We start from the raw sequence: 21,762 nt of genomic DNA on the forward strand, positions 1-21,762 counted from the left end.
TGGCATCAGCACCGGGATGCCAGGACCACACCACTTCGCCGTCGCCTCACTCCGTTCGTCGGCCCGGCTGCGACACCAGGCTGCAGAGCAACGCGCCCGCCGCTTCCCCTGCTCGACGCTCGTGACGATCGCGAAACGTCCCTCTTCAGCGAGCCGGGATGCGCGGAAATGTGCAGCTGATTTGCCCGACGGCGCAAGTGATGAGTCCGCGACAAACTGGCACGACGGGCAGTTGGCGCATGCTGGGCATGCAAGGATTGCCCGTCGGGCAGATGGTTAGTCTAACGAGACGGAATGCCCGTGCGTGGCTTTCGCCGTCGCTGCGTCGGGCCAACGTGGTCATTCGCACCGATTAGAGCCAACGAGTTTCGCACACTGCCATCGTAACCACGACGCCTAACTTCGGGCCTGGCTCCGCAAGCGTTCGACGGCGGCCTTAATCGCAGCGTCCTCGGGCTGAACATTACCCCATTCCGTCCAAAAATCGCGTGTAGCGCTATCTGGCCTTATCTTGGGGATATCGAGCTTGATGCGCGTAGGCAGAAGCACCGCATCTCCCAACAACAGCGCCTCCCCAGTATCCAGCAGCGGCAAAATGCTCGTCAGACCAGCTAACGAGTCGGGCATAAGCCGCTTTATTACACCCTGATCCGTCTCGTTGGTCAGCCGTAACGCCAAAAAATTATTACATTGACTCAAGATGGTTCGACTAACGTCAGAAGGCCGCTGACTGACGACCAGCAGCGAAAATCCATACTTTCTACCTTCCTTTGCAATTCTTTCAAAAGAGCCGAGCGCTTGGCGCTGAACAGCATCCGCATCATCTCGAACCGGAAGATACAGATGGGCTTCGTCACACAGCAGCGTTATTGGCGTCCGGCTTTTCGGACTCATCCAAAACTGCACATCATAAAGCAGACGAGAAAGAGTGCCCGTGACGACGGGAAGCACATCTGCCGGAACTTCCGAAAAGTCTATGACTTTAATTCCGGAACCGCCATCTGAGCCTAATAGCCTCAGCACCTGCCCTGCAAGCCAATCATAAGACATCGACGATCTGGGCGGAGAAAACATAAACCCGTATCGTCGATCATCGAGCTTCGCTTCAAGCCGAGATAAGAATCTTGTTAGCTTATCTTCCCACTCACCCTTTACAGGCGCCCCCTTTGATCCGACACCTTTTGTCGTGTTGTCGCTATCAAGACGCTTCACCAACTCTCGCACATCGTAAGGAATCGGGGAGTCCACGGTGAACGTCTTCTTTACGGCTTCGCGCTTCTCGAGATCGAGCGTTGCTCCTTTCAAATTTCGCACATGCAATGTGAATCGCGATGCTTGATTTGGAGCGTTTTGGTCACTTCGATCAAGTATCATCGATAGCATTTCATCGCGGTTTAATAGCCAATACGGAAGAAAGAGAACATTACTATCTGGATTATCAAGATCGCCAGGACCGGCTATGCGAAACCGCTGCGCAAATCCACCATTGGCCTCGTCAGCCAAAGGGGCATATTCGCCGTGCATATCGAACACGATGATATTTGGATACTTAAGCTTTGCGGCACGCTCTAGGATAAGGGCCACTGCCCAACTCTTTCCGGAGCCGGTGCTCCCCAATATTGCAGCGTGACGCTGAAAAAACTTGTCGCCGCTAGCGATCGCATCAGCCGACCGATCTGCAACGAACGAGCCGAGCTTGAGGCGCTCATCCGGAGTAAAGCCCGCCCCCAATATACCCATAAACCTCTGGAGGTTACTACCAGAGACGACGTAGGCCTCTCGATCAATCTGCGGAAAGCTGTCAGCACCTCTCTTGAAAGTGTTGGATTTTGCCCCTTCCACCGTCCGGAACGTCCCTATGAGTATCGCATGCACCAAATCAGTCGGAACCGATACCAGCAATGCGCTATCGTCGTCGGCACTTAAATCAGGAAGCTCATTCTGTATGCTCCGAGTTACACGCTCAGTGATGGCAATAAGGTACTCGCGCTCAGTCGAGCCACGAATCGCAATTAGCTGGCCAATACCTATTCGAGTAAGAAGAACGGAATTGGTTACTGTCAGCGCGACCCGACTCGTATCCACCGAAGCAACTCGGCCAAGCTTTTCGTCATCAGAGAACTGAAGAGCAGCATCAGTCATGGCTCAAGCACCTTCGATATTAACACACCTAAGTCCCACAACGCCAAGTCTGGCACGAACTCTTCCATCTTATTGACGAACAGTAGCGAGCCTTCCTTGCCATCAGCGGCGACTGCATGCTGGACAGCGATTACGTTGGCATTTTCTCGCGCAAGCTTTAACGCGTTTTCCGAGAGCGAGTGCGTCAAGAGCAGAGTTGGAATACCGCTTCTGATTCTCGGGGTAAGGTGGGTTTCAAGATGATCATCGTTGAAACCGTATCCGATAATCAAGAAGCGGCTTGCTTTGTCGATTGCACTATTTGCACGTTCCCGATGGCGATCGAACGGGCTTTCGTACCCGTTCCTAAATTTGTTCAATCCAGGCGTAATAATAAGCCTCGGAAGGGGCAACTCCCCAGCATAGCTGACTGGCTTACCCTCTCGATAATACCAATCCAAACTTCCGTGCGGCTTGAAAACGTTCACTCGCTCTCTAAACCGATAATGGACTCGGCCCTTAGTTAGGGTAACGTCACGACAAAAACTGAGACGGCTTTCTTTTTCGTTCAAGTGCCCGGCGAATTGTCCAACAAAAAGCGTATCAACTCCCAGACCCGCTTCTTCGGAAGCTACTTCAATTAAGCGATCATAGTTTGTCGTCACGACCGGAATGCCAGCTGTTGGCTTTAGGAGATGGGCTAAGAGTCGCGTAAATCGGAGGGTTCGTTTTTTCTGGAATACCTCGGTCACAATTTCCCGCTCTCGCTGAGCGATCAACTCTGCCGTCTTAGACACGATTGCCGCCTCAAGAGTAGCACTGGGCGGCTTGGCCAGGAGCGCAGCTTCGAGACCCAATTGCGCAATCATCGGCGACAATTGGGCCCAAAGCTCCTTATCATCGTCGGAAATTACGGCCTCGATGGTTGACTGCAAATGAGCGGCTAGCGCTCCCATCCCTGGGAGTCCTTCCGCGCACGACAGGCCCGATCCCACGACGGTGACGAGACCATCGGTGAAATGACGCTGAAGCAAGAGCTTTAAATCGTCCAGCTGCAAGTAAGTCTCAACTTGGGCAATATGGACCAGTAGGGTCGCTGGAACCTAAATCTTCTCGAATGCAATTCAAGGTAGATGTCGGACAAATTGTGAGCAAAACCTGCGGTGATAGTCCGTCCCAGCGTTCGCCTCGTTGAAGAGGTGCCGAGGTACGTCATCTCGAAGGCATAGAATCCGTCGAGGTGACGACGCGCAGGCGACGACGTAATCGAAAGTGCGGGCGTCGCCCAGGCGCCGACTGTGCTGACGAGGAGCAGCGCATCTCGTCCTAGCAGATAACAGGCGGGGCCCTCAGATCAGCACCTTGAACGAGGCCATGAACTTCCGGTCGGCCGCATCCCAGCCCTCCAGCGGTTTGCGCTTCATGACCTGCACGAGGAAGGTGTGTGGCCCGGAGACCGTCGTCAGGCCGCCTCCCCACACCTTGTCACTACCGAAGGTGAAGCGCTTGGCGGGGAGCATGGCGCCGCTCGCCGATTTGAACTCGGTCTTGTCGATCGAGAGGAATTCGCCCGAGATGCGCTCCACCAGTCCGTCGAGCATGGACTGCATCATCAGGGCCGGCTTGCCTTGGATCGGCCAGGACGCATGGAAAACGGCGAAGGCCTTGTTTCCGTCCTTGGCCAAGAACGTCGTCGAGGAAAGTCCCAGCAGGCCGCTCGACTTTTCCTCCGGTGGCGTCGGAAACTCGACCGAGAAGAAATGCTCGGCCGGGGCGAACGCCTGGCCAGCGAAGGCCGGGGCCGGGACGACGGCGCCGCTGAGGATGGTCAACAGATGGCGTCGCGATATCCCGCTCATGACGGCCCACCTACTCCCACTCAATCGTCCCGGGCGGCTTGCTGGTCACGTCGTACACTACCCTGTTCACGCCCTTCACCTCGTTGATAATGCGCGTGGCCGTGTTGCCCAGGAACTTCATGTCGAAGGGATAGAAGTCGGCGGTCATGCCGTCGGTGGAGGTGACTGCGCGCAGGCCTACGACGTAGTCATAGGTGCGGCCGTCGCCCATGACGCCGACGGTCTTGACGGGGAGCAGCACGGCAAAAGCCTGCCAGATGGTGTCGTAGAGGCCGGCCTTGCGGATCTCGTCGATGTAGATGGCGTCGGCCTTGCGCAGGATGTCGAGCTTGTCGACCGTGATCTCGCCGGGGCAGCGGATGGCCAGCCCAGGGCCCGGGAACGGGTGGCGGCCGACGAACACGTCGGGCAGGCCGAGCTCGCGGCCGAGCACGCGGACCTCGTCCTTGAACAATTCGCGTAAGGGTTCGACCAGCTTCATGTTCATGCGCTCAGGCAGGCCGCCGACATTGTGGTGCGACTTGATCGTCACCGAGGGGCCGCCGGTGAAGGAGACGCTCTCGATCACGTCGGGATAGAGCGTGCCCTGCGCCAGGAAATCGGCGCCGCCGATCTTCTTGGCCTCGGCCTCGAACACGTCGATGAAGAGCTTGCCAATGGTCTTGCGCTTCTGCTCGGGGTCGGTGACCCCTGCGAGCTCGCCGAGGAAGAGTTGTGAGGCGTCCACATGCACCAGCGGGATGTTGTAGTGGTGCCGGAACAGGTCGACGACGGTCTCGGCCTCGTTCAGGCGCAGCAGGCCGTGATCGACGAACACGCAGGTGAGCTGGTCGCCGATCGCCTCGTGGATCAGCACCGCCGCGACGGCGGAATCGACGCCGCCGGAGAGGCCGCAGATCACCTTGCCCTTGCCGACCTGCGCGCGGATCTTCTTGATCTCCTCCTCGCGGAAGGCGTGCATGGTCCAGTCGCCGCCGAGGCCGGCGATGTTGCGGACGAAGTTGCGGATCAGCTTGGCGCCGTCCGGCGTGTGCACCACTTCGGGGTGGAACATCAGGCCGTAATATTTGCGCGTCTCGTCCTGGATCACGGCGAAGGGCGCGTTGGGCGAGACGCCGGCGACCGAGAAGCCCGGCGGCATCTGGGTGATGCGGTCGCCATGGCTCATCCACACCTGGTGCTGCTCGCCCGGCTGCCAGACGCCGTCGAACAGCAGGCTCGAGGTCTTCACCTCGACGTCGGCGCGGCCGAACTCGCGGTGGTGGCCGCCTTCGACGGTGCCGCCGAGCTGGGCGGCCATCGTCATCTGGCCGTAGCAGATGCCCATCACCGGGACGCCGGACTCGAAGATCAGCTGCGGGGCGCGCGGCGAGCCCTCTTCGTGGACGGATTCGGGGCCGCCGGAGAGGATCACGGCCTTCGGGTTCATCTGCCGGAAGGCGGCCTCCGCCTTCTGGAACGGCACGATCTCGCAATACACGCCGTCCTCGCGCACCCGGCGCGCGATCAGCTGCGTGACCTGGCTGCCGAAATCGACGATCAGGATCTTGTCGTGGAGCGCGGCCACAGAGGTGTCGGCGGCGGCGGCGGTCGGGGTGTTGTTGGCTGGGGCTGTCATGGCAAGGAATTACGCCGAGAGCCGGAGTCTCGCAACCCTTGCAAGCGGGCGATTCACCGGCGCGTGCCGCGCCCACCGCTGTCGTCCCGGCCAAGCGGGCTGGGGCAATGCGCAGCATTGCGCCGGGCCGCGCCGAGCCGGGACCCATAACCACAGGATGCGGCGCTCGGGCACGCTGGCCGCTCCATCTCGCGCCTCATAACGGCCGCGGAGTATGGGTCCCGGGTCGGCGCCCCACGCGCTGCGCGCGCAGGGCTTGCCCGGGACGACAGCGGAGGGTGTTTGCGGCAGCTAGGCCTTTTTCAGCACCGACACGAAGAACCCGTCCGTCCCCGTCCGGCGGGGGGTCATAAGCCAGCCTTCCGGGGTCTGCAGGGCAGCCTCGGCGAAGGCTTCGGCCTTGTCCCAGAGGACGGTCGCGGTCTGATCCGGGGGCTGGATGGTGAACTCCGGATGGCGCGCCACGAACGCCCGGACCTGGTCACCGTTCTCCGGCTGGAGCACCGAGCAGGTGATGTAGGCGATGCGGCCGCCGGGCTTGACCAGGGCGGCTGCCCGATCAAGCACTTCGGCCTGGTCCTTGAGACGGATCTCGAGCGCGCCGGGCCGCATGCGCCATTTGGCGTCGGGGTTGCGGCGCCAGGTGCCGGTGCCCGTGCAGGGGGCGTCGATGACGACGAGGTCGGCGGAGGCCTTGATGTCGGCGAGCGGATCGGCGTCGCCCTTCGGGGTCCGCACATCGGCATTGTGGACGCCGGCGCGCGAGAGGCGCTCGTGGATGGGCGCGAGCTGGCGCTTGTCGGCGTCGGTGGCAATCAGGCGGCCCTTGCCGGCCATCATCGCGGCCAGCGCCAGGGTCTTGCCGCCGGCGCCGGCGCAGAGGTCGATGACCTGCTCGCCGGGCTTGGCCGCGGTGAAGAGTGCTGCGAGCTGCGAGCCCTCGTCCTGGACCTCGATGCCGCCCTTGATGAAATCCTCCTCGGCATGGATGCCGGGATTGCGCGCGTCGGCGCCCAGCGCGATGCGCAGGCCGAGCGGCGACCATGGCGTCGGCGTCGCGCCGAGATGCTTGAGCGAAGCCTCCACCTTCTCGCGCTTGGCCTTCAGCGTGTTGACGCGCAGGTCGAGCGGCGCGCGGCTGGCCATCGCCATGGCCTCAGCCACGCGGACGTCGCCGAACACGGCGGCGAGATACGGGTCGAGCCAGTCGGGATAGTCGCCGGCGACCGGCGGCGGCGCGCCGTCGGTGGTGCGCGAGGCCAGCGCGCCCTCCTCTCTCGCGGTCAGCGGCGGCGGCGCGAAACGGCTGCCGTCGCACATCGCGGCGATGGTCGCGACATCCAGGCCGCGTTCGAGCTTGAGCATGCCGAGCACCCGCGCACGCGCGGTATCATCCTCCATCACATAGGCGCTGGAGGCGCGGCGGCGCAGCACGTCCCAGACCAGGCCGGCGATGGCGGCGCGGTCGCCGGAACCGGCGAAGCGGTGGCTGGTGCCCCAGTCCTTCAGCGCCTTGGCCGCCGGCGCCCGCTGGGCCTCGATGGACTCGATGATGTCGATGGCGGCGGACAGCCGGGCGGCAGGGGTCATTGCAAATCCAGAGCTAGAGCAGAAGCAGAATCTTGAGGGCGAAATACAGCCACATCGCCAGCAGCACCAGCGCCGAGGCGAGCCAGGCCAGCCCGCGCTGCCGGCTGTCCTTGGCGCCGCTGACGAGGCCGGCATTGGCGAAACGGGCGACCACGAACACCCAGGACAGCAGCACGATGACCAGATCGGCATGGCGCAGCGGCAGCGCTATCGCAATCAGCGCGTAGAACAAGGTCGGCAGGCCGAACTCGTCAGCGGCATCAGAGGCTTGCGCCCGGGCGTTGTTCCAAAACAGCAGCGCGAAAGTGAGCCCGATCTGCGCGAAGACAGGCAGCAGCACCATGGTCAGCGACATCGAAAGATCCCCCTCGAGAAAATCAAAGGCCCGGCGCGACGCCGGGCCCTCGTGATTGAACCGGTTCCCTCAGGACTCCCGACAACCGTCTGTGGTTCCCGTATTTTTGCGGTCGTGCTGAATTTTCACTTGAGGTGTGGCATCACACCTTGTCCGGCCCGACCCGCACCAGCTGCTTGCCGAAATTGGCGCCCTTCAACAAGCCCATGAACGCCGTGGGCGCGTTCTCCAGGCCCTCGGTGACGAACTCCTTGTACTTGACCTTGCCATCGCGGACCCAGCCGGACATGTCGCGCAGGAAGTCGCCATGGCGGCTGGCGAAGTCGGAGACGATGAAGCCGCGGATCAGGAGCCGCTTGGTCAGCACGTTGCGCATCAGCGCGCCGGCCCATTTCGGCGCCGCCGACTGGGTGTCGTTGTAATGCGCGATCAGGCCGCAGACGGGCATGCGGGCGAAGGCGTTGAACAGCGGGAACACCGCCTCGAACACCGGGCCGCCGACATTCTCGAAATAGACGTCGATGCCCTTGGGACACGCCTCTTTCAGCTTCGCCGCGAGGTCGGGGTCGCGATGGTCGAGGCAGTCGTCGAAGCCAAACTCGGAACGGACGTAGTCGCATTTGTCCTTGCCGCCGGCGATGCCGATGGCGCGGGCGCCCTTGATCCTGGCGATCTGGCCGACCGCCGAGCCGACCGCGCCGGAGGCGGCGGCGACCACCACGGTCTCGCCTTCCTTCGGTTGGCCGATGTCGAGCAGGCCGGTGTAGGCGGTCATGCCGGGCATGCCGAGCACGCCGACGGCGGTCGAGATCGGCGCCAGCTTGGGGTCGACCTTGGCGAGACCCTTGCCGTCGGAGATCGCGTGCGTCTGCCAGCCGGCGCGCGCCAGCACGATGTCGCCGGCTTTGAAGCCCGGATTGTTGGAGGCCACCACCTCGCACACGGTGCCGGCCTCCATGACGCCGCCGACCGGCACCGGCTGGGCATAGGACGGCCCGTCGCTCATGCGGCCGCGCATATAGGGATCGAGCGACAGCCAGATCGTGCGCAGCAGCACCTCGCCGGCGCCGGGCGTCGGGATGGCGTAGTCCTCGAGGCGGAAATCGCTGGGCTTGGGCTCGCCGACGGGCCGGGCGGCGAGAACGATGCGCTTGGCTTGGGACATGATGTTTCCTCTTCTTCGTTGGTTGTGATCGGCAGATTTGGGCCTCATGGTTCGAGACGCGCCGCAAGAGCGGCGCTCCTCACCATGAGGTTTTGGCACCGAGACCGGTGCTGCACATTGACCATGAGCAGCGTGTTCATGGAGAGGGTTGAGAGCGTCTCCGCAGAAAAAGTCCTCGTCCTGAGGAGCGCGCCCAGTTGGGCGCGCGTCTCGAAGGACGGCCGCGAGCTCAATTACGCCCCGCCCGGATAGTTCGGGCTTTCGCGCGTGATCGTCACGTCGTGGACGTGGCTTTCGCGCAGGCCGGCGCCGGTGATGCGGACGAACTCGGCCTTGCCGTGGAAGTCGGCCAGATCCTTGGCGCCGACATAGCCCATGGCGGCGCGCAGGCCGCCGGCGAGCTGGTGCATGACGTTGCCGACCGGGCCCTTGTACGGCACCTGGCCCTCGATGCCCTCCGGCACGAGCTTGAGCGTGTCCTTGATGTCCTGCTGGAAGTAGCGGTCGGCCGAGCCGCGCGCCATCGCGCCGACCGAGCCCATGCCGCGATAGGCCTTGTAGGAGCGGCCCTGCCACAGGAACACTTCGCCGGGGGTCTCGTCGGTGCCCGCGAGCAGCGAGCCGACCATGGCCACGTCGGCGCCGGCGGCGAGCGCCTTGGCGAGATCGCCGGAGAACTTGATGCCGCCATCGGCGATCACGGGCACGTCGGCCTTCTTGGCCGCCTCGACCGCATCCATGATCGCGGTGAGCTGCGGCACGCCGACGCCGGCGACGATGCGCGTGGTGCAGATCGAGCCCGGGCCGATGCCGACCTTGACGGCGTCGGCGCCGGCATCGATCAGCGCCTGCGCGCCGTCGCGGGTGGCGATGTTGCCGGCGATCACCTGCACGGCGTTGGAGATCCGCTTGATGCGGTTGACCGCCTCGAGCACGCGCGCGGAATGGCCATGCGCGGTGTCGACTACGATGAGATCGACGCCGGCCTCGATCAGCTTCTCGGTGCGCTCGAAGCCGCCCTCGCCCACGGTGGTCGCCGCCGCTACGCGCAGCCGGCCCTGGCCGTCCTTGCAAGCGAGCGGATGCGCGACCGCCTTCTCCATGTCCTTGACCGTGATCAGGCCGACGCAGCGATACTGATCGTCGACGACGAGCAGCTTCTCGATGCGGTGCTTGTGCAGGATCTTCTTGGCCTCGTCCTGGCCGACGCCCTCGCGCACGGTGACGAGGTTCTCATGCGTCATCAGCTCGGAGATCTTCTGCCGCGGATCGGTGGCGAAACGGACGTCGCGGTTGGTCAGGATGCCGACCAGCTTGCCGGGGATGCCCTTACCGCTGCCGGTCACCACGGGAATGCCGGAGAAGCCGTAATCCTTCATCAGCGCCAGGGCGTCGGCAAGCGTCGCATCAGGGGAGATGGTCAGCGGATTGACCACCATGCCGGATTCGAACTTCTTGACCTGGCGCACCTGGGCGGCCTGGCCCTCGGGATCGAAATTGCGGTGGATGACCCCGACACCGCCGGCCTGCGCCATCGCGATCGCCATGCGCGCTTCGGTGACGGTATCCATGGCGGACGCCATGATCGGAATGTTCAGCGGGATCTCGCGCGTCACGCGCGAGCGGATGTCGACCTCGGAGGGAAGCACATCGGACAGGCCCGGCTTCAAGAGCACGTCGTCGAAGGTGAAGGCTTCGCGAAGTGTCTGCACGGTGGCCATCGTCAACTCCTTGTTCTGCGGCGGATAGCGCCGCGATGGTGCTACGGATGAGCGGCGCCGCCGTCGAGACCATGCCTCGCCGTCGAATCGGAGCCCATCGGAGGGGGTTGACGCGGGTCGATAGCATGGGCCTGTGACGAATCAAAGGGCCCTCGCAAGCTCATCCCGCGATTGCGAAGGACGGCCGGCGAGAGCCCATCTTTGACGCCGCGCGCGCAACAAAAGATCGCGCTGACGGCGATTCAGATGCCAAAATTCCGCGCCGGGCCTCCGCCTAGCGCCAGGCACCTGGCGGCGGTCCATACCGCCGGATCGCATCCACCACCTCGCGGTGCCGCCGGTCCTCGCGCCGCATGTGCACGGCGATCAGGGCGTGGGCCGAGGGCACCAGCAGCAGGATGTGGAACACCAGGCCGAGGACCAGGCAGACCACGCACAGCACCAGATTGAAGATCGCGGCAAACGGCTGGCCGTTGAACAGCAGGCCCAGCGGCGGCACCAACGCAGCAAGCAGGTAGATCATCGGCACATCTCCCTTGCGGACGCGACAGCGTCACGCTGGATTTAGGGGGCCATGCTGCCCACGCAATGGCCTCGTTGGTCGCAGGGTGTTAAAGCCGCGCGGCCCGCCCTGCCCCTCGCTCCCGAATCCCCCCGCTGATGAACAAGCAACGAATCATTCCGCTGATCGTCGCCACCGCCCTGTTCATGGAGAACATGGATTCCACGGTCATCGCGACCTCGCTGCCGGCGATCGCGGCCGACATCGGCACCAGCCCGCTGACCCTGAAGCTCGCCATCACCTCATACCTGCTGTCGCTGGCGGTATTCATCCCGGCGAGCGGCTGGACCGCCGACCGCTTCGGCGCGCGGCGCGTTTTCGCCAGCGCGGTTGCGGTGTTCATGATCGGCTCGATCGGCTGCGCGCTCGCCAACTCGGTCGAGAACTTTGTGTTCGCGCGCATCCTGCAGGGTATGGGCGGCGCGATGATGACGCCGGTCGGCCGGCTCGTGCTGCTGCGCTCGGTCGACAAGAGCGCGCTGGTCGGCGCGATGGCCTGGGTCACGATCCCCGCGCTGATTGGTCCCGTCATCGGGCCGCCGGTCGGCGGCTTCATCACCACCTATTTCTCCTGGCACTGGATCTTCCTGATCAACATCCCGATCGGCATCGTCGGGATCGTCATGGCGCTGCGCTTCATCGATCCGATCAAGAGCGACAATCCCGAGCCATTCGATCTCTACGGCATGGTGCTCGCCGGCATCGGCCTCGCCGGCATCGCCTTCGGGCTGTCGGTCGCCGGCCTCAATCTGCTGCCATGGTCGGTGGTCGGCAGCCTGGTGGCGATCGGCGCGATCTCGATGACGCTGTATGTCCGCCATTCCTGGCGGACCAATTCGCCGGTGCTCGACTTCTCGCTGCTGCGGCTGCCGACGCTGCGCGCCTCGATCATCGGCGGCTTCATGTTCCGGCTCGGCATCGGCGCGCTGCCGTTCCTGCTGCCGCTCTTGATGCAGATCGGCTTCGGGCTGTCGCCGTTCCAGTCCGGTCTCGTCACCTTCGGCTCCTCGGCCGGCGCCATGGGCATGAAGGCGCTGGCCGCGCGCATCATCCGCACCTTCGGCTTCCGCTATCTGATGACGGTCAACGCGGTCGTCAGCTCGGTCTTCCTCGCCGCCTGCGCGCTGTTCACGCCGGCGACGCCGCTGCTCTTGATCCTGATCATTCTCGTCGTCGGCGGCTTCTTCCGCTCGCTGCAGTTCACCGCCATCAACACGGTGGCCTATGCCGAGGTCGAGACCGCGCAAATGAGCCGAGCGACCACGCTCACCAGCGTCAACCAGCAGCTCGCGATCTCGGCGGGTGTCGCGGTCGGCGCGTTCTCGGTGGAGACCACGATGTGGGCGCACGGGGCAAGCCAGATCACCGCCACCTCGTTCGCACCGGCGTTCATCGTCGTCGCCATCACCTCGGCGCTGTCGTCGATCTTCTTCTGGCAGATGCCGGATGATGCCGGCAGCGAGATCTCGGGCCGCAAGGTCGACGCGATCGCGAGCCGCAAGGGCGCCGAGAAGACCGCGGAGAAGGCCGCGACCAAGTCGGCGAGCGAGACCACGCAGGACGCGCGGGATCAGCGGCTCGGCTGATTCCTCCCGCCTGCGGCTCAAGGCCGCCGCGCGCCGGACGTCCAGTAGTCGGCGAGGCGATCGGCCCACATCCGCGCGTGCATCTCCGTGCCGGCATGGCTCATGTGGCAGCCGTCGTGGCGCAGCTTGAGCCCGATCTGGTCGGTGTCCGGACCCGGATGGACACCGAGCGCGGGGTTCGGCACGGCGGCCTGCGCCGAGCGGATGATCTCGTCGGCAATGCTGCCGCAGAGCGTCGCCGTCGCCACGAAGATCGGTGCGGTCACGTCGGCCGCGCGCAGCCCGGCGACGATCTCGAGATAGTTCCGCAAGTACGACAGCCGGCCCGCTTCCATCATCTGAGCGGTGACTTGCAGGCGCGTGCCGTCCTCCGCGCCATGGGTCGAGAACGCGAAGGCGTTGTGCTCGCCCTGATGCCAGAGCACGGCGCTCGGCTCGAGCCCGACGTCGCGCAGGCCGGCAAGGGTCGCGAGCAGCACCTCGAAATATTTGCCGCCGCGGGCGCGCCACTCCTCCAGATAGGTGCCGCCGATGGCGACGGGTGCGATCACGACCGTCTTCGCAAGCCCGCGATCGATCAGTTCGTCCGCAAGCCGCGTGGCGACGTTCTCGCCGTCCCCCGTCGTTCCCAGCAAGGGATTGCGCGCAACGTAGCAACGGCCGTCGAAGCGGTCGAAATTGTAGAACCGGCGATGCGGCTGATAGAGCGTCCCACTCCGATCGGGAGCGCCGGTGTTGGCGATGTTCGACTGCCCCGCGGTCAGCAGCACCACAAGCCCGTCGCGCGGAATGGCGTCACAGGGAACCGGCGTGGCCTTGGCGCGCGCCTGCTCATTGTCCGGCAGGAGGCAGCGCGAAACGCTTCCGCCCGCGATGAAATCCGCGTCCGAGCCGTACAGCGCATGCGCCAGATTGCGTCCCTTCAGCAGGCCCTGCACCGCGAGGTCGCCACTTGCGCCGTCGATCCGGCGATCGATGTCGTCGAAGACGGCGCCGCGCGTACGCACCTGCTCCACCAGCGCCAGAAAGTGCGGTCGTGTCGAGATCGCCCCGACCATGCAGGAAACACAATTGCCGTCACGTGACTTGGCCGAGGTAGTCGGCAGGCAGACATCGCGCGCCGGCAGCACCTCCGCGGCGCCAGCCGTGACGCCGAGCAACGCCAGCCAGGCTCCGACACATGCGGCGATCGATATACGTCGTGTCATGCTTCGATCACTTCTTCCTGGCCATCACCGGACGCCCGTCTTCGCGGGGTGCATCGCGCGCCGGCTTTTCCATTATAGTCCGCCACCATGAAGGAGAGCCGAATCGACGCGCGGCCGCTCGCCGCCCTGGCGATGGACTGTTGGCCAACAACGCTTCTGCTGGTGGCAACGGCCCTGGCCGTCCCGGCGCTGGGCGGACTGGTCAGACCGGCCTTCGTCCTCGGCTGCGCCGTCGCCGGGTGGTTTGCGTGGCGCCGCAGCGCCGCGGCTCACATGCAGTCGGCGATCGTGATGTTCGCCTTCGCCCCGTTCGTGCGTCGCCTGGTCGACGTCTCCGCAGGCTTCGACCCCTCGGGCATCATGCTGAGCGGTCCCCTGCTGTTCATTCTCGCGCCTCTCCCGAGCCTGATCCTGTCGCCTGCGGACAAGGCCGCGCCAGGCAATCCGTGGCTGGTGCCGCCGCTCATCATCCTGGCCTGCATCGTCTATGGCGGCGCGCTGTCGATGTTCCAGAACGACTGGTTCAACGCCGCCAATGGCGGCATGAAATGGGCGGCGCCGGTGCTCTATGCGATCGCCCTGCAGCAGCAGGCACGATCCGACGGCGTCCTGATCGATGCGATCACGCGCGTGTTCATGCTGGTGCTGCCGCTCACCGGCCTCTACGGCATCTGGCAATATGTCGATCCGCAGGACTGGGACCGGTTCTGGATGGTGAATGCCAGCATCACCTCGGCCGGGTATCCGCTGCCCTACATGGTGCGCGTGTTCAGCACCATGAATGGGCCCGCCAGCTACGCGACCTTCACGGCGACGGGCCTGCTGCTGGTCGGCTTCCTGCGGCCGGGATGGCTTTCGATGGTCGCGATGGCACCGGCGGCGCTCGGCCTGTTGCTGTCGCTCTATCGCACCAGCTGGATCACGCTCGCCGTGGGCGTCCTGTTCTGCCTGGCCTTCCCCGCGACGCGAAAGCGCTCGGCGTCGCTCACGCTCGGACTGCTCGCCGCGGTGGTCGTCACCGTCCTGTTCACGCCATTCGCGGAGGTCATCACCTCCCGTCTGGAGTCGCTCGGCAGCGTGTCGCAGGACAGCAGCGGCAGCGAGCGGCTCGAGGAGTTCGTGACGCTCTGGAATGCACCGAACAGCATGGTGCTGGGATCGGGCTTCACCATCACCGACGTCGGCGTCGCCGGGACGATGCCGATCGACGGGCAGATCATTGCCAGCTGGGTGACGATGGGCATTCCGGTCGGACTGATCTGCCTCGCGGCCTATGTCTGGGTCGGTCTCACCGCCACCGGCGCCGCCTGGCGGATGCCGACGCGTGAGGGCGTCGTTCTCGGTGCACTCGCCATCAGCGCGCTGTTTATCCAGCTGCCGCTGACCAGCATCTCCTCGGGCGAGGTCTCCGCGCTGTTCTGGATGCTGGTCGCGATGGCCTGTCCGATCGAGCAGACCGCCAGCCAGACGCAGCACGCCGCTGGTCCGCAACGGCATCACACCGGCGCCTGATCGGAGGTGGCGACACGCGGCGCAATCGCCTGAGGTTGCGGCTTGCGCCTGGCGGGGGCTGCAAGTCCAAAGACCGTGAGCAGGTGCAGCCGCCGCAAAGCGGCATGCGCGATGAGGGGACACACGACGCCGGCCGCGGTCCCGGCCAGCAGATAGACCCAGGGCCACGATGGGATGTGCGCCTTGAGCATGATGATACGCATGCCCGAGCCGGCGAGGATGTGCAGCACATAGATCGTCATGGAGGCAATGCCGACGGCGGCAAGCCAGCGGTGATGCGCGGGGTCGAGCAGCCGGCACAGCACCACCATGCCGGCGATCCCGAGCACGCAGGCGGGCAGAGAGGCGAGCCCGTTGGCGTCCATGCCGGACAGCTGACCGCCGAGAACCACCGCGGCCGCAAACGCTGCAACGATCGCCATCAGCAAGGACCAGCCCTGCGGGCGCCATTCCGCGACGAGGCGGGCGCCGTACAGGCCTGCGACATAGAACGGCAGATGATGCAAGGTCAGTGCGAGATCCGGCCGGACCGGAAGCATCAGAAACACCGCGAAGCCGGCCACTGCAAGTGAGATCAGCACCGTCCGCGAGGGAACGAGCACCGCAATCAGGTGGCAGATCATCAGCGCGTAGAGAAACCAGAATTGCGCGATCGGACGATACCAGATCGCGGCGAGATCGCTCGGCTGGATCGGAATGTTGGCATCCCGCGCCAACAGCATCGTCGTCCCGCCCTGCAGCAACGACCACAGCAAATAGGGATAGGCGATGGTCCAGAGCTTTGCTTCCAGGAACGGTCGCGCGCCGTGACGCAGACTGTGCTGCACGTTCAAGCCGGCCAGGAAAAAGAACAGCGGCATGTGGAACGTGTAGAGCGTGTAGTCCATCCAGCGCGCAAGCGCCTCATCCGGGAAGATTCCCGGGCGCACCAGGCCGCCCAGCACGTGACCGACCACCACCAGGATCACGCCGAGACCGCGCGCATAGTCGATCCACACCATGCGCGTGGTTTCGGCCGACGCCCTCTGCGTTCCAGCATCCATGCCCGACATGCCCTGCCCTGTCGCGCAGTCGCGTCCGGTCCATGATCCCTGCGACGCCCGCGCGGCGTTCCGCCAAGTCATATCGCACGGGGCTTTGCAGTGCCGTCACATCCGGCCGGGGCACCGGGTATTTTGATGTTAGTCTTAATTAACCCTCTGCGTCCGGTGGCTTGAAAAATTCGAGACCGGCAGCACGATCTCGCGCGACACGGTGTCCACGACATGGCCCTGCTCGCGCCCCCACCGGCGCGCCATGCCGTCGACCGGCATGGCGTTCCAATGGCTTTGCATTCCTGCGGTATTCATCGCGAAGCGGAATGCCGGCACCACACCGCGATCGTCTCGTGCGCGGTTACTTCTCCGGCATCAACGAGGAGTGGAGATGGTCGATCTTCCAGGCGCCATCCTCATAGCGATAGATGAAGGAGTAGCGCGCCTTCACGTCGGACTTCGTCCCTGTCGCCGGGTCGGTCAACGTCACCGTCCAGGTGCCGAGACGCGTCGCCGTGTTGCAGTCGAGCTCGACCGTCGATGTGTCGATGCGGCCGACCGGGCTGCCCTTGAGGAATTTCACGAAGTAATCGTTGACCTGCTCCGGCGTCGTGCGCGGCTGGTTCGACACGGTGGCGAGCAGCACCGGCTTCTTGGTGAAGAGCGCGGTGACCTTCGCCGGATCCTTGGTCGCCCAAGAGTCATTGAAGCTGGCGAACAGGCCTTCGATCTGCGATTCCGAGGTCGTTGGACATTCCATGCTCTTGGCCTGGACCGCACTCGCGGATACCACAATCATGAGCGCCGACATTGTAGATTTCACAACGGTAGACACGTCTCTGTTCTCCTGTGGACGGTGCGGACCATGTAAGAATCGGCTATCGGCCAACAAGCCCCTGCGACATTTTAACAAACAACTCATAGTTCTGAGTAGTCACTTCATCCATCAGTTCCATCGACTGATCTTCTCGCCAGACGATTGCATGAAGGCTTTATGGCGGCAACGAAGGCCTCCTGACACATCCAATCAAATTCGCAGGAACGAGACCGACTGATTGTCTCAATGACTGGCATGCAGAAGGCCACGCTGGTTGCCGCCAGAACTCCTGCAGGCGAGCTGATCGTGCCGGGCGGGATCGGTCTGGTCGCAGCCACGCTGGAAACGTCAGGGCACACGCGCGCCGGTGAACGGATTCCAGCCGGTCTCGGCGAGCACAGCCCAGGCGGTGGCGCCGAGATGCGGCCGCTTGTAGTAGAAGAAGTCGGGGATCTTGCTGGCCCCGCTCGGATCGATCGAGAGACCAGTCGTGATGCGGGCGATGCGCGTCGCGTTCAACAGCCCCGATGGCGTGCGGTCGTCGCGCAGCGCCGCGAGCAGCCGCTGGCTCGCGGCGGGATCGCCGACCATGCGGTAGGCCAGCGCGGCCTGTGCCGTGCCCTCGACCCAGACCCCATCGCGATCGCCGTTGAAGTCGAAGCCGCCGTCGACGGCGAGTGCCCGTTCCGCGAAACCGAGCGCCTTGCGCCAGGCGAGCGCATCCGGCACCGCCATCCATGGCCACAATTGCACGTCGAGCGCGAGCAGATCGTCGTCGGCGAGGCTGCCGTCCGGCTTGGTGCCGAGCAGGAAATGATCGCCGCGGAAGCTGCGGTCGAGCAGCCGGCGGGCCTTGCGTGCCGCGTCCTGATAGCGCCCGTCCTTCGTCAGGCGAAACAGCCAGTCGGCCACCGCATGGACGTCGGCGTTGTGCTCGGTCGACATCCAGGTCAGCCGGACCTGCTGCGGATCATAGCCGTGAAAGCCGCCGCTGAAGCCATCCGCTCCGTTGGTCGCGTTGGCGATCACCCAATCCATCAGCTGCCTTGCGCCAGACAGATAGCTCGCATCGCCGGTCGCCTGATGCAACGTCAGGAGCGCCAGCGCCCCCCAGGCAACGTTACCGGTCGAGGTGCCGTCCTGCGCGGCATCCTCGCCCCAGATGTTCTTCCGGCCATTCCACCAGCCCGGCAGCAGCGCCGCACCGAGGCCGGCCGGACCGGCGCGGTAGGCATTGCGGAGCCGGCCGTCGTCGAAGGTGCGATCGTGGGACGCGGCATGCAGCAGCGCATTGCCGATCGTGCGCGCCTGATCGACGCGGTCACATGCGACCAGCGCGATCGCGGCGAGCGCGTTGTCGTAGACGAACGCCGTCGTGGACAAACCGAGCGGCAGGTCGCTTTCGTCAGCGCCGGGTTCGTAGCTGCGGATGAAGGCCGCGTCCCGGCCCGCAAGCTTCGGTCCGACCGCCTTCATCAGACCCGGGCAGAACGAAACCTCGGCGTCCGCAGGCCGGCCGCCGCCGAGCAGCGCGATCGACAGCAGGATCATGGACAAGAGTCTCATCTGGCTGTTACCGCGCCCGGCTGCCCGTCCGACGAGAGCATGCCGTACAGTGGCTCCGTTTCCGCTTGCTCGCCATACCTAATCTTCATTCGCCTTGAAGCGCCCGAGCCCCTTCAGCACGAACGGCGCAACGAGCGCGATCAACGCCACGACGAGGAGGGTCGCAGAGATCGGCGATTGCAAGAGCATCATGGGATCGCCGAGGCTGATCGCGAGCGCGCGGCGCAACTGACTCTCGGCGATCGGCCCGAGGATCAGCCCGACGACGACCGGCGCGATCGGAAAGTCGAAGCGGCGCATCAGGAACCCGAGCACGCCGAAGCCGGCCAGCATCGACAGCTCCACGACCGACGGTTTGGCCGCGATCGTGCCCATGGTCGCGAACACGAGAATGCCGGCATAGAGCCAGGGCGTCGGAATCGCCAAAAGCTTCACCCACAGGCCGACCAGCGGCAGATTGAGCACCAGCAGCATCGTGTTGGCGATGAACAGGCTCGCGATCAGGCCCCAGACCAGATCGGGTCGTTCGGCGAACAGCAGCGGCCCCGGATTGAGGCCGTATTGCTGGAAACCGGCGAGCATCATCGCGGCCGTCGCCGAGGTCGGCAGACCCAAGGTCAAGAGAGGCACGAGGGTGCCGGCGGCAGACGCGTTGTTGGCGGCCTCGGGCCCGGCAACGCCTTCGATCGCGCCCTTGCCGAACTGCTCCGGATATTTGGTCAGCCGCCGCTCGGCCGAATAGGACAGAAAGGTCGGGATCTCCGCGCCGCCCGCCGGCAGCGCGCCGATGGGAAAGCCGAACGCGGTGCCGCGCAGCCACGGTTTCCACGACCGCTTCCAGTCCTCGCGCGTCATCCACAACGAGCCCTTGATGGCCTCGATCTTCTCCTCGCTGTGGTGCCGGCGCGAGGCGACGTAGAGCGCTTCGCCGACTGCGAACAGGCCAACCGCGAGCGTTGTCACCTCGACGCCGTCGAGCAGCTCCGGCACGCCGAAGGCAAGCCGCGCCTGCCCCGTCAGCTTGTCGATGCCGATGAGGCCGAGCGTGAGGCCGATGAACAGGCTGGTCAGGCCGCGGATCGGCGAGTCGCCGAACGTCGCGGACACCGTGACGAAGGCGACGCACATCAGCGCGAAATAATCCTCCGGCCCAAAGCGCACGGCGATGTCGACGAGGTACGGCGACAGGAAGGCGAGACCGATGGTGGCGATGGTGCCGGCGACGAAGGAGCCGATCGCCGAGGTCGCCAGTGCCGGGCCGCCGCGACCGGCCTTGGCCATCTTGTTGCCTTCGAGCGCGGTCGCCATCGAGGCGCTCTCGCCGGGCGTGTTGATCAGGATCGCGGTGGTCGAGCCGCCATACATGCCGCCGTAGTAAATGCCGGCGAACATGATCAGCGAGCCGCCGGGATCGAGCTTGTAAGTGACCGGCAGCAACAGCGCGACGGTGAGCGCCGGCCCGATGCCCGGCAGCACGCCGACGGCGGTGCCGAGGAACACGCCGACCAGCGCATAGAGTAAATTCATGGGCTGGACGGCGATCGCCATCCCATGCGCGAGCGCGGCAAAGGTGTCCATCAGAGCAGTCTTTCCAGGGGACCTGCGGGAAGGCTCAGGGTCAGGAGACGGTCGAAGGCGAGATAGATCGCCGTCGTCAGCACCGCGCCGATGACGAGGTCGGTGACGAAGGCGCGGCGGCCGAACGCGGCCGACGTCGTCACGAACAGCGCCGTGGTCGCCAGGATGAAGCCGCCGCCGAAGCCGATGATGGCGATCAGCAGCGCAAGCCCCGCGAGGATCAAAACCACCGCGACCGGATCGGAGCTCTCGCGCGGCGGCAGATGGCCCCTGATCGCATCGATCAGATTGGCAGCCGCGAGGATGCCGAGCCCGATCGCGATCACCACCGGCATGACCTGCGGGCCCATGCCGTACATCGTGGTCGCCGGAATCTGGTTGGCGTCATAGACCAGCACCAGGGCGACGGCGGCGAGCAAGCCTGCGATGACGATGCCGGCCTTGTCGACGCCTCGCGAGGCGGGTGTCTCAGGGCCGGCGCTGTCCGCCGTCATGACTTGACGAGACCGACCGACTTCAGCACGTCGGTGACGCGGATGTTCTCCTTCTTGAGAAACTCGGCGAAGGCGTCGCCCGCGAGATAGGCGTCATCCCAGCCCTTCTGCTTCAGGATGTCCTTCCACGCGTCCGACTTCACCATCTTCTCGACGGCCTCGCTCAGCGTCTTCTTCTGCTCCGGCGTGATGCCGGGCGCCGCGACCACCGAGCGCCAGTTGGCGAGCACGAGGTCGATGCCCTGCTCCTTGAAGGTCGGGATGTCGACGCCGGGAACGCGGTTCTCCGAGGAGACGCCGATCGCGCGCAGCTTGCCGGACTTGATCTGCCCGTCATACTCCGACAGGCCGGAAATGCCGGCGGTGACCTTGCCGCCGAGGATCGCGGCCAGCGACTCGCCGCCGCCCGAGAACGGGATATAGTTGACCTTCTTGGCATCGGCCCCGACGGTGCCCGCGAACAACGCGGCCATCACGTGGTCGACGCCGCCGGCCGAGCCGCCGGCGAAGGTGACCTTCGCGATATCGGCTTTCAGCGCGGCCGCGAGATCCTGCGCGGTCTTGATCGGCGAGGCGGCCGGCACGACGATGACCTGGATCTCCTCGGTCAGCCGCGCGATCGGCGTCACCTGCTCCAGGGTCACCGGCGACTTGTTCATGGCGAGCGCGCCGACCATGACGAAGCCGTTGACCATCAGCTGGTTGCCGTCGCCCTTGGCGCCGTTGACGAACTGCGCAATGCCGACCGAGCCGCCGGCACCGGCGACATTGGTCACCTGGACGCTGCGCGCCACGCCCGATGCGACGAGGGCCTGCTGCATGGCGCGCGCGGTCTGGTCCCAGCCGCCGCCGGGCGCGGCCGGCGCCATCACCTTGAGCTCGAGCTGCTGGGCAACGGCCGGAGCACTGGCCAGGACCGTCAGAGCAACGGCGGCGCCGAACAGGCGCGTACACAACGAATTCAAGGCGATCCTCC

The 21,762-nt window shown here is 64.8% G+C and carries 19 protein-coding genes; 2 read left to right on the top strand and 17 right to left on the bottom strand.

Annotation, left to right across the window (positions count from 1 at the left end; genetic code table 11):
- Positions 1–396 precede the first annotated feature (396 nt).
- The 9 genes from ACQR1B_RS30725 to ACQR1B_RS30765 all read right to left on the bottom strand — a co-directional run bounded on the left by ACQR1B_RS30725 (position 397) and on the right by ACQR1B_RS30765 (position 10,952).
- Positions 397–2,142, bottom strand: coding sequence for an ATP-binding protein (locus tag ACQR1B_RS30725; protein WP_434836533.1), 1,746 nt, complete (start codon positions 2,140–2,142; stop codon positions 397–399).
- Complete coding sequence (locus ACQR1B_RS30730) at positions 2,139–3,179, bottom strand: SIR2 family protein (protein WP_434836532.1); 1,041 nt, start codon at positions 3,177–3,179, stop codon at positions 2,139–2,141. The genes ACQR1B_RS30725 and ACQR1B_RS30730 overlap by 4 nt, the downstream gene beginning before the upstream one ends.
- Before the next feature lie 291 nt (positions 3,180–3,470).
- The gene (locus ACQR1B_RS30735; protein ID WP_434836531.1) at positions 3,471–3,980 is read right to left on the bottom strand and encodes a hypothetical protein; all 510 of its coding nucleotides are present in this window, start codon (positions 3,978–3,980) and stop codon (positions 3,471–3,473) included.
- A gap of 10 nt (positions 3,981–3,990) precedes the next feature.
- Positions 3,991–5,598, bottom strand: coding sequence for a glutamine-hydrolyzing GMP synthase (guaA, locus tag ACQR1B_RS30740; protein ID WP_434836530.1), 1,608 nt, complete (start codon positions 5,596–5,598; stop codon positions 3,991–3,993).
- A gap of 291 nt (positions 5,599–5,889) precedes the next feature.
- On the bottom strand, positions 5,890–7,188 hold the full coding sequence (locus ACQR1B_RS30745; protein WP_434836529.1) for an RsmB/NOP family class I SAM-dependent RNA methyltransferase: 1,299 nt from the start codon (positions 7,186–7,188) through the stop codon (positions 5,890–5,892).
- Between the two features lie 13 nt (positions 7,189–7,201).
- Complete coding sequence (locus ACQR1B_RS30750; protein WP_434836528.1) at positions 7,202–7,543, bottom strand: MAPEG family protein; 342 nt, start codon at positions 7,541–7,543, stop codon at positions 7,202–7,204.
- 142 nt (positions 7,544–7,685) lie between these two features.
- Positions 7,686–8,708: an NADP-dependent oxidoreductase gene (locus ACQR1B_RS30755; RefSeq protein WP_434836527.1), complete on the bottom strand. Its 1,023-nt coding sequence runs from the start codon at positions 8,706–8,708 to the stop codon at positions 7,686–7,688.
- A 233-nt stretch (positions 8,709–8,941) separates the two neighbouring features.
- A complete protein-coding gene (guaB, locus tag ACQR1B_RS30760) occupies positions 8,942–10,429 on the bottom strand; it encodes an IMP dehydrogenase (RefSeq protein ID WP_434836526.1) in 1,488 nt (495 codons plus the stop codon).
- 274 nt (positions 10,430–10,703) lie between these two features.
- A complete protein-coding gene (locus ACQR1B_RS30765) occupies positions 10,704–10,952 on the bottom strand; it encodes a hypothetical protein (protein ID WP_434836525.1) in 249 nt (82 codons plus the stop codon).
- Between the two features lie 137 nt (positions 10,953–11,089).
- On the opposite strand from ACQR1B_RS30765, the gene ACQR1B_RS30770 reads away from it, so the two are divergent.
- A complete protein-coding gene (locus ACQR1B_RS30770; RefSeq protein WP_434836524.1) occupies positions 11,090–12,577 on the top strand; it encodes an MDR family MFS transporter in 1,488 nt (495 codons plus the stop codon).
- 17 nt (positions 12,578–12,594) lie between these two features.
- Here the strand turns inward: ACQR1B_RS30770 and ACQR1B_RS30775 are convergent, their stop codons facing one another.
- On the bottom strand, positions 12,595–13,785 hold the full coding sequence (locus tag ACQR1B_RS30775) for a sialate O-acetylesterase (protein ID WP_434836523.1): 1,191 nt from the start codon (positions 13,783–13,785) through the stop codon (positions 12,595–12,597).
- An 87-nt stretch (positions 13,786–13,872) separates the two neighbouring features.
- Here ACQR1B_RS30775 and ACQR1B_RS30780 point away from each other — a divergent pair, with 87 nt between their 5' ends.
- Positions 13,873–15,297, top strand: a complete 1,425-nt coding sequence (locus ACQR1B_RS30780; RefSeq protein WP_434836522.1) for an O-antigen ligase family protein — start codon at positions 13,873–13,875, stop codon at positions 15,295–15,297.
- On the opposite strand, the gene ACQR1B_RS30785 is transcribed toward ACQR1B_RS30780, so the two are convergent.
- The 7 genes from ACQR1B_RS30785 to ACQR1B_RS30815 form a co-directional block, all read right to left on the bottom strand.
- Complete coding sequence (locus tag ACQR1B_RS30785) at positions 15,282–16,340, bottom strand: acyltransferase family protein (protein ID WP_434836521.1); 1,059 nt, start codon at positions 16,338–16,340, stop codon at positions 15,282–15,284. The genes ACQR1B_RS30780 and ACQR1B_RS30785 overlap by 16 nt on opposite strands.
- A 144-nt stretch (positions 16,341–16,484) precedes the next feature.
- Positions 16,485–16,670: a hypothetical protein gene (locus ACQR1B_RS30790; RefSeq protein ID WP_434836520.1), complete on the bottom strand. Its 186-nt coding sequence runs from the start codon at positions 16,668–16,670 to the stop codon at positions 16,485–16,487.
- Between the two features lie 22 nt (positions 16,671–16,692).
- Entirely contained in the window at positions 16,693–17,130 is a 438-nt protein-coding gene (locus ACQR1B_RS30795) for an SgcJ/EcaC family oxidoreductase (protein WP_434836519.1), read from the bottom strand.
- 366 nt (positions 17,131–17,496) lie between these two features.
- Entirely contained in the window at positions 17,497–18,714 is a 1,218-nt protein-coding gene (locus ACQR1B_RS30800; RefSeq protein ID WP_434836518.1) for a hypothetical protein, read from the bottom strand.
- Positions 18,715–18,792: 78 nt separating this feature from the next.
- Positions 18,793–20,292: a tripartite tricarboxylate transporter permease gene (locus ACQR1B_RS30805; protein ID WP_434836517.1), complete on the bottom strand. Its 1,500-nt coding sequence runs from the start codon at positions 20,290–20,292 to the stop codon at positions 18,793–18,795.
- Positions 20,292–20,786: a tripartite tricarboxylate transporter TctB family protein gene (locus ACQR1B_RS30810; RefSeq protein WP_434836516.1), complete on the bottom strand. Its 495-nt coding sequence runs from the start codon at positions 20,784–20,786 to the stop codon at positions 20,292–20,294. The genes ACQR1B_RS30805 and ACQR1B_RS30810 overlap by 1 nt, the downstream gene beginning before the upstream one ends.
- On the bottom strand, positions 20,783–21,751 hold the full coding sequence (locus ACQR1B_RS30815; RefSeq protein ID WP_434836515.1) for a Bug family tripartite tricarboxylate transporter substrate binding protein: 969 nt from the start codon (positions 21,749–21,751) through the stop codon (positions 20,783–20,785). Before ACQR1B_RS30815 ends, ACQR1B_RS30810 begins: the two co-directional genes overlap by 4 nt.
- Positions 21,752–21,762 lie beyond the last annotated feature (11 nt).

Source organism: Bradyrhizobium oligotrophicum (assembly GCF_051168495.1).
GTDB lineage: Bacteria > Pseudomonadota > Alphaproteobacteria > Rhizobiales > Xanthobacteraceae > Bradyrhizobium > Bradyrhizobium oligotrophicum_A.